Genomic DNA, 2,671 nt, shown 5'->3' on the forward strand with positions numbered 1-2,671 from the left:
GTGTCGATCGAGCACTTCGGCGCCTCCGCCGACTACAAGACCCTGTTCCGCGAGTTCGGCATCACGACCGAAGCCGTCGTGGCCGCCGCGAAGGAATCGCTCGCGTCGGCCTGACGCGCGCACGAAGGAGACATTCCAATGACCACCTCCCCCACCGCCGCCCTCTCGGAGGCCGGCGTCAGCATCTGGCTCGACGACCTCTCGCGCAAGCGCATCGCCTCGGGCGACCTCGACCGGCTCATCGCCGAGCGCAACGTCGTCGGCGTCACCACCAACCCGACGATCTTCGCCGGGGCCCTCGCGAAGGGCGACGGCTACGCCGAGCAGGTCGCCGAGCTCGCTGCGGCGGGCGCCGACGTCGACACCGCGGTCTTCGAGATCACGACCGACGACGTCCGCGCGGCGTCCGACGTGTTCCGCCCGGTCTACGACGCCTCGAAGGGCTTCGACGGCCGCGTCTCGATCGAGGTCGCACCGGGCCTCGCCCGCGACACCGCCGGCACGATCGCCGAGGCGCGGTCGCTCTGGGCCAAGGTCGACCGGCCCAACGCCATGATCAAGATCCCCGCGACGGCCGAGGGCCTCGACGCGATCACCGCGACGATCGCGGCCGGCATCAGCGTCAACGTCACGCTCATCTTCAGCCTCGACCGGTACCGCGAGGTCATCGAGGCCTACCTGACGGGCCTCGAGCAGGCGAAGGCCGCCGGCCACGACCTCTCGACCATCCACTCGGTCGCCTCGTTCTTCGTCTCGCGCGTCGACACCGAGATCGACAAGCGCCTCGAGGTGATCGGCACCGATGCGGCGCTCGCGCTGAAGAGCAAGGCGGGCGTCGCGAACGCGCGCCTCGCGTACGAGCTGTTCGAGCAGCAGTTCGCGACCGAGCGGGCCGCCGCCCTGCTCGCGGCGGGCGCCAACAAGCAGCGTCCGCTGTGGGCGTCGACCGGCGTGAAGGACCCTGCGCTGCCCGACACGCTGTACGTCACGGGCCTCGTGGCCCCCGGCGTCGTCAACACGATGCCCGAGAAGACCCTCGAGGCCACGTTCGATCACGGCGTCGTCACCGGTGACACCGTGACCGGCGCGTACGCCGAGGCCGCCGACGTGCTCGACGCCCTCGCCTCGGTCGGCGTCGACTACGACGACGTGACGCTGCTCCTCGAGACCGAGGGCGTCGACAAGTTCATCGTCTCGTGGAACGAACTGCTCGACAGCGTCCGCACCGCACTGGAGTCGGCGCGATGAGCTTCCGCATCTCGGTCGGCGGCGCGTCCGCCGAGGCCGTCCGCCGCGCGGTGCCGCAGCTCGTCGCCGACCTCGTCGCGAGCGGCATCACCGCCCAGGACCCGGCCCTCTGGGGCCCCGCCGCCGAAGACGAGGCGTCGAAGCGTCTCGGCTGGACGGAGGCGGTCGCGATCTCCCGCCCCCTCGTCGCCGAGATCGACGCGCTCCGCGTCGAGCTCGAGGCCGCCGGCGTCGACCACATCGTGCTCGGCGGCATGGGCGGCTCCTCGCTCGCGCCCGAGGTGATCACGCGCACCGCGCGGGTCGGCCTCACCGTGCTCGACTCGACCGAGCCGGGGCAGGTCGCCGCGGCGCTCGGCGACCGCCTCGCGTCGACCGCCGTCGTCATCTCCTCCAAGTCGGGTTCGACCGTCGAGACCGACAGCCAGCGCCGGGTCTACGAGCAGGCCTTCCGCGACGCGGGCATCGACCCCGCCTCGCGCATCGTCGTCGTGACCGACCCGGGCTCGCCGCTCGACGAGTCGGCGCGCGCCGCGGGCTACCGCGTCTTCAACGCCGACCCGAACGTGGGCGGCCGCTACTCCGCGCTCACCGCGTTCGGCCTCGTGCCCTCGGGGCTCGCCGGCGTCGACATCTCCGAGATCCTCGACGAGGCCGAGACGATCGAGCTCTCGCTCGCGATCGACACGGCCGACAACCCGGGTCTCGTGCTCGGTGCGGCGATCGCCGCGACGGCGCCCCTCCGCGACAAGCTCGCGATCGTCGCCGACGGCACCCACATCGTCGGCTTCGCCGACTGGGCCGAGCAGCTCATCGCCGAATCGACCGGCAAGGAGGGCACCGGCCTGCTTCCCGTCGTGCTCGACGCGGACGCCCCCGAGCTCCGGGAGGGCCTGCCCGACCTGCAGCTCGTGCGGCTCGTCGACGACGCGGGCGAGGAGATCTTCCGCAACGACGACTCGAGCGACATCCTCGTCTCCGGCACGCTCGGCGCGCAGCTGCTCGTCTGGGAGTACGCGACCGCGGTCGCGGGCCGTCTGCTCGGCATCAACCCCTTCGACCAGCCCGACGTCGAGTCGGCGAAGATCGCCGCGCGCGGCCTCCTCGACGCCCGGCCCGCCCCCGCGCCCGCGGCGTTCGTCGCCGACGGCATCGAGGTGCGCGGCACCCCCGAGGTGATCGGCGCATCGAGTGACCTGCCTTCGGCGATCGAAGTCCTCCTCGAAGAACTGCCGGCGAACGGGTACGTCTCGATCCAGGCGTACGTCGACCGGGTGGCGCACCCCGAGCTCGAGCAGCTGCGCGCCCTCATCGCCGAGCGTGCCGGTCGTCCGGTCACCTTCGGCTGGGGCCCGCGGTTCCTCCACTCGACCGGCCAGTTCCACAAGGGCGGCCCCGCGGTCGGCGTGTTCCTCCAGATCAC

2 protein-coding genes are annotated in these 2,671 nt (G+C 72.1%); both read left to right on the forward strand.

Going from position 1 to position 2,671, the window contains the following annotated elements; genetic code table 11:
* The first annotated feature begins 138 nt into the window (after positions 1–138).
* Positions 139–1,248 (forward strand): transaldolase, encoded by a 1,110-nt coding sequence (tal, locus tag ACFVTX_RS18320; protein ID WP_386902686.1) that lies wholly within the window; start codon positions 139–141, stop codon positions 1,246–1,248.
* Positions 1,245–2,671 (forward strand): glucose-6-phosphate isomerase (locus ACFVTX_RS18325; RefSeq protein WP_386902687.1); only part of this gene is annotated, 1,427 nt, incomplete at its 3' end. The genes tal and ACFVTX_RS18325, both read left to right, overlap by 4 nt.

Source organism: Agromyces sp. NPDC058136, from assembly GCF_042884375.1.
Taxonomy (GTDB): domain Bacteria; phylum Actinomycetota; class Actinomycetes; order Actinomycetales; family Microbacteriaceae; genus Agromyces.